Origin of the sequence: Streptomyces sp. SID486 (genome assembly GCF_009865385.1) — a bacterium.
Taxonomy (GTDB): Bacteria; Actinomycetota; Actinomycetes; order Streptomycetales; family Streptomycetaceae; genus Streptomyces.
The window spans coordinates 1-4189 of sequence record NZ_WWJT01000129.1 but is presented as its reverse complement, the minus strand read 5'-3'; the positions used below and the strand labels follow the sequence as shown (position 1 = coordinate 4189).

Genomic DNA, 4189 nt, shown 5'->3' with positions numbered 1-4189 from the left:
CCGCGCACGCCGGCGGGCCGGGCGCACGCCGCCCGGCCCGCCTTCCCCGTTCGTTCGGGGCCGTTCCCCGGTCCGCCCTAGGGCAGCAGCTTCTCGATGGCCGCGGGACCCTCCGACTCCAGCTTGCGACGCGCCCAGTCGAGGTTCTTCGGTGTGACGTCCCTGCCCGCCGCCATCACCATGTCCTCGGGGGTGACGTCCCTCGAGGGCGCGGAGTGGAGCAGGGCGTCCGGGGTGCAGACGTCGTCCGACGAACGGGACTCTTCAGGGGTGGATGTCGCCATGATGCCTCCTCCTCGGTCCGGATGACCGCATCCGTGCCGGTGCCTCCGAACGGCACACTCTCACCATTGCCCTCCCCGGCGCACCCTGCATCCGGAAGCGCCTGGGGAGCGGGTGTGGAGCGCCTGCCCACACCGGACGGAACCACGCGTTCCCAAGCCGGAAAACATCCCGCACACTGGAGAATCAACCGTAAGTGGGGGAAAAGTAAGGTAAGCGTTCATAACGCACCGCATGCTCACCGGGAGGCCGCCGATGGCCGCGACGCCGTTCGCCGGGGACGCACCCGGCCCCCGCTACCTGCCCATCGCCGAACACGGCCTCATCGGCGACCTGCGCAGCGTGGCGCTGGTGGGCACCAACGGCACGATCGACTGGTACTGCTGCCCCTCCTTCGACTCCCCGAGTGTCTTCGCGGCGATCCTCGACGCCGAGCGGGGCGGACGCTTCGAGCTGGCCGCCGCCGTACCGGCACGCACCAAGCAGTTCTACTTCCCCGACACCAACGTGCTGATCACCCGCTTCTTCACGGAGGAGGGCGTCGGCGAGGTGCAGGACTTCATGCCCGTGTGCTGCGACAGTTCGCTGGAGGTGAGCCGGCACCGGGTGATCCGGCGCGTGGTCTGCGTCCGCGGCACGGTCCCGTTCCGGGCGCTGATCGCCCCGCGCTTCAACTACGGGGCCGACCCCCACACCCTCAGCCCCGTGGACGACATGCTCTTCTTCGAGTCCCCGCACCGGTCACTGGCGCTCACCTCCACGGTCACCGTGGAGCACGACGGCCGCGACGCGTGGGCCGACTTCAAACTGACCGAGGGCGAGACGGCGGTGTTCGCCCTCGACCAGCTCGGCGAGCAGGTGATGCCCCGCGGGTGCGCGCACCGCGAGGCGGAGCAGGAGTTCAACTCCACGGTCGCCTACTGGCGCAGGTGGCTGCACCAGTCCCGCTACCGGGGCCGCTGGCGCGAGATGGTGCACCGCTCGGCCCTCACCCTGAAACTGCTCACCTACGCACCCACCGGCGCCATCATCGCCGCGCCCACCACCAGCCTGCCCGAGCAGCTCGGCGGCGAGCGCAACTGGGACTACCGCTACGTGTGGGTCCGCGACGCCGCCTTCGCCGTCTACGCACTGCTCAGGCTCGGATTCAGCGGCGAGGCCGCCGCCTTCATGAAGTTCCTGACCACGCACATCAGCCCCGGTGACGGCGCCGCCTCCGGCCCCCTGCAGGTCATGTACGGCATCGACGGCCGCGCCGACCTGCCCGAACGCGACCTGCCCCACCTGGAGGGGCACCTGGGCTCCGCACCCGTCCGGGTCGGCAACGCCGCCGCCGGCCAGCTCCAGCTGGACATCTACGGCGCGCTGATCGACTCCATCTACCTCTACGACAAGTGGGCGCAACCCATCTCCAGCGGTCAGTGGGACGACGTGTGCCAGCTCGTCGACTGGGTGTGCGACCACTGGGACCAGCCCGACGAGGGAGTCTGGGAGACCCGTGGCGGCCGGAAGACCTTCCTGTACTCCCGGCTGATGTGCTGGGTCGCCATCGAGCGTGCCATCCGCCTCGCCACCCACCGCGGGCTGCCCGCCGACCACCGGCGCTGGCGCCAGGCCCGGGACACCATCTACCGCAGGATCATGGACCACGGCTGGTCGGAGCGCCGGGGCGCCTTCGTGCAGTACGAGCACGCCGACGTCCTGGACGCCTCGGTGCTGATGATGCCGCTCGCCAAGTTCATCGCCCCCACCGACCCCAAGTGGCTGTCCACCCTGGACGCCCTCACCGAGGACCTCGTCTCCGACTCCCTCGTCTACCGGTACGACCCGCAGGCCAGCCCGGACGGCCTGCGCGGTGACGAGGGCACGTTCTCCATCTGCTCCTTCTGGTACGTCGAGGCGCTCGTCCGGGCCGGCCGGGTCGACGAGGCCCGGCTGGCCTTCGAGAAGATGCTGACCTACGCCAACCATCTCGGTCTGTACGCCGAGGAGATCGGCCGCACCGGCGAGCAACAGGGCAACTTCCCCCAGGCGTTCACCCACCTGTCCCTGATCAGCGCGGCGTTCAACCTCGACCGCGCCCTCGGCTGACCCCCGGCCGGACCGGGCCGGTGTGTCCGCAGGTCGCACGGGTACCCGGGACGCTCCCGAGCGGGACCGACACCAGGACGACACAGGGAGGAGACCCCGGATGACCAGCACCAGCGAGACCGGTGACGTCACCGGCACCCGCGACAAGGACTACAACCTGATCTGGTACGTCGAGGCGTGCCTGGCCAACGCCCTGCGGCTGGAGCAGTACATCCAGGACGCGGAGCGCGAGAAGGACGACGAGGTCGCGGACCTGTTCCGCAAGGCCCAGGCCGACAGCCGCAAGGGCGCCGAGCTGGGCAAGCAGCTGCTGCGCGCGCGGCTGGGCGGCGGCTGACCCCCGCTCCGCCCGCACGGACGGAATCCGGAACGGGCCTGGCGGACCGCACCCGCCCGGTCACCGCGCGGCCGTGTGCCCCCGGCGGCCGTGGCGGGGACGCGGTGAACCCCGCGTCGCGGTCCGCCGCGCCCGCACCGCCCACCGGAGGCGTCGGCGGGTGGTTCTCGGCACGGCTCCCGCACCGGACGCTCAGGGCAGCGGCTGCTCCGCCCAGATCACCTTGCCGGTCGGCGTGTACCGGGTGCCCCAGCGCTCCGCGAGCTGCGCGACCAGGAACAGGCCCCGGCCGCCCTCGTCGGTGCTCGCCGCGTACCGCAGATGCGGCGAGGTCGTGCTGCGGTCGGACACCTCGCAGATCAGGGTGCGGTCGCGCAGCAGCCGTACCCCGATCGGGCCGCGCCCGTAGCGGATGGCGTTGGTGACCAGCTCGCTGAGGATCAGCTCGGTCGTGAACGCCAGCTCCTCCAGGCCCCAGGCGGCCAGCCGCCGGGTCACCGAGGCCCGCACCCGGGACACCGCGGCCGGCTCGGACGGCACCTGCCACTGGGCGACCCGGTCGCCGTCCAGCACCCGCGTGCGGGCGACGATCAGCGCCACGTCGTCGCTCGGCCGGGCCGGCAGCCGGTCCAGCACCGTACGGCAGGTGTCCTCGGGGGAGGTGCCCGGCGTCCGCAGCAGCGCGTCCCGCAGCAGACCGAGGCCCTCGTCGATGTCCCGCTGCCGGTCCTCCACCAGACCGTCGGTGTACAGCACCAGCCGGCTGCCCTCCGCCAGCTCCAGCTCCGCCGTCTCGAACGGCAGCCCGCCCAGGCCCAGTGGCGGGCCCGCGGGCACGTCCGCGAACTCCACGCTGCCGTCCGGCCGCACCACCGCGGGCGGCGGATGGCCGGCCCGGGCCAGGGTGCACCGCCGGGACACCGGGTCGTAGATCGCGTACAGACAGGTCGCGCCCGTCACCACGGCCGCGTCACCGTCCGGCGTCTCGTCCTGGTCGATCCGGCCGACCAGCTCGTCCAGCAGGCCGAGGAGCTCGTCCGGTGGCAGGTCGAGCGAGGAGAAGTTGTGCACGGCCGTCCGCAGCCGCCCCATGGTCGCCGCCGCGTGCAGTCCGTGCCCCACGACGTCCCCGACGACCAGCGCCACCCGGGCACCGGACAGCGGCAGCACGTCGAACCAGTCGCCCCCGACCCCGGACTGGGCCGGCAGGTAGCGGTAGGCGATCTCCAGGGCGCCCTGCGCGGGCAGGGAGCGCGGCAGCAGGCTGCGCTGGAGGGTGACCGCCATGCTGTGCTCGCGGGTGTACCGGCGGGCGTTGTCGATGGACACCGCGGCCCGCGCCACCAGCTCCTCCGCCAGGGCCACCTCCTCGGCGTCGAACGGCTGCGGCTTGTCCGCACGCCAGAAGTTCGCCACGCCCAGCACCAGACTGCCCGCCCGCAACGGCACGGTGATCAGCGAGTGGATGCCGTAGTCCAG

The 4189-nt window shown here is 72.2% G+C and carries 4 protein-coding genes; 2 read left to right on the top strand and 2 right to left on the bottom strand.

Annotated elements, in window-relative coordinates; all coding sequences use genetic code 11:
• Window positions 1-77: 77 nt before the first annotated feature.
• The gene (locus GT045_RS06480; protein ID WP_161298448.1) at window positions 78-284 is read right to left on the bottom strand and encodes a hypothetical protein; all 207 of its coding nucleotides are present in this window, start codon (window positions 282-284) and stop codon (window positions 78-80) included.
• A gap of 253 nt (window positions 285-537) precedes the next feature.
• On the opposite strand from GT045_RS06480, the gene GT045_RS06475 reads away from it, so the two are divergent.
• Window positions 538-2373 (top strand): glycoside hydrolase family 15 protein, encoded by a 1836-nt coding sequence (locus tag GT045_RS06475; RefSeq protein WP_161298447.1) that lies wholly within the window; start codon window positions 538-540, stop codon window positions 2371-2373.
• A gap of 100 nt (window positions 2374-2473) precedes the next feature.
• Window positions 2474-2710 carry a hypothetical protein gene (locus tag GT045_RS06470; RefSeq protein WP_161298446.1) on the top strand — a complete coding sequence of 79 codons (237 nt, stop codon included), beginning with the start codon at window positions 2474-2476 and terminating at the stop codon, window positions 2708-2710.
• A 192-nt stretch (window positions 2711-2902) separates the two neighbouring features.
• Here GT045_RS06470 and GT045_RS06465 read toward each other — a convergent pair.
• Window positions 2903-4189 (bottom strand): SpoIIE family protein phosphatase (locus GT045_RS06465; RefSeq protein WP_161333573.1); only part of this gene is annotated, 1287 nt, incomplete at its 5' end.